General features: G+C 64.8%; 1 protein-coding gene and 2 pseudogenes. 2 read left to right on the top strand and 1 reads right to left on the bottom strand.

Features of this window, described 5'->3' with window-relative positions; genetic code table 11:
- Positions 1-213, top strand: a 213-nt coding sequence (locus tag ACWGS9_RS34995; RefSeq protein ID WP_454509413.1) for a MucR family transcriptional regulator, incomplete at its 5' end; no start/stop codon positions are given.
- A 174-nt stretch (positions 214-387) separates the two neighbouring features.
- Here ACWGS9_RS34995 and ACWGS9_RS35000 read toward each other — a convergent pair.
- A pseudogene (locus ACWGS9_RS35000) lies at positions 388-510 on the bottom strand (cold-shock protein); the annotation flags it as partial.
- Here ACWGS9_RS35000 and ACWGS9_RS35005 point away from each other — a divergent pair.
- A pseudogene (locus ACWGS9_RS35005) lies at positions 500-896 on the top strand (3-oxoacyl-ACP synthase); the annotation flags it as partial. The pseudogenes ACWGS9_RS35000 and ACWGS9_RS35005 sit on opposite strands and share 11 nt — an antisense overlap.

The following is an 896-nucleotide window of genomic DNA, read 5'->3' on the forward strand; positions in this document are numbered from 1 at the left end:
AAGTCTCTGAAGCGGCATCTCGCGACCCACTATGGCCTTACGCCTGACGAATACCGCGCCAAGTGGGGCCTGCCGGCAGACTATCCGATGGTAGCCCCGAATTATGCCGCGGCGCGCTCTGCTTTAGCCAAGACCATGGGCCTCGGTAGAAAGCCTGGTCAGACCGAAGAGGGTGCACCTGCAAACAGGGCCCGCAAAAACGGCGCGACTTGAGCGTTCCGGGGCGCTGACTTGAAAGGCGGGGAGAACCCTCCTTTCGCCGCGCGCTCCCCGGCCTGCAGCAATTTGCGCAAGGCCCGCGTCGATTCATGTTCCGGCGCGATTTCGTCTGCGACGATCGTAGAAGCTCGCGGTCGGTCTCTTGGGCATGTGCAAGACGCAGACAGCTTACTTTGCTAGATTGCCGGCTGAGGATTTCCTGGTGCGGCGCTCCTGCTCGATCTCGTAATTGAGCTTTTGGCCGTCAGCGGGCGTCGAAAGACCTGCCCGCTCCACAGCGCTGCAGGCCACCGGCATCGATCGCAAGGACATCCGCCTGCTTCTGCTGGCGACGTCGACACCGGACCATCTCTTGCCGCCGAGCGCGCCCCTGGTGGCGCACAGGCTCGGCCTTGAAGGGGCCGGCGGGGTGGACCTGGCGGGTGCCTGCGCGGGATTCATCTACGCCATGACCTTCGCCGAAGGCTTCGTGCGCCTGCACAACCAGCCGGCCATTATCATCGCCGCGAACATATTGAGCCGTCGCATCAATCCGGCCGAGCGGGCTAGCGCCGTGCTGTTCGCGGATGCCGCCGGCGCCGTGGTACTTGCCCCGTCCGGCGATGCCGGCCACGGCATCCTCGGCGCCTCGATTGCTTCAGACGGATCCGCCTACGGCCTCATCCAGATCCCGGCGG

The sequence above is a fragment of the Mesorhizobium sp. Arg314 genome, from assembly GCF_053714275.1.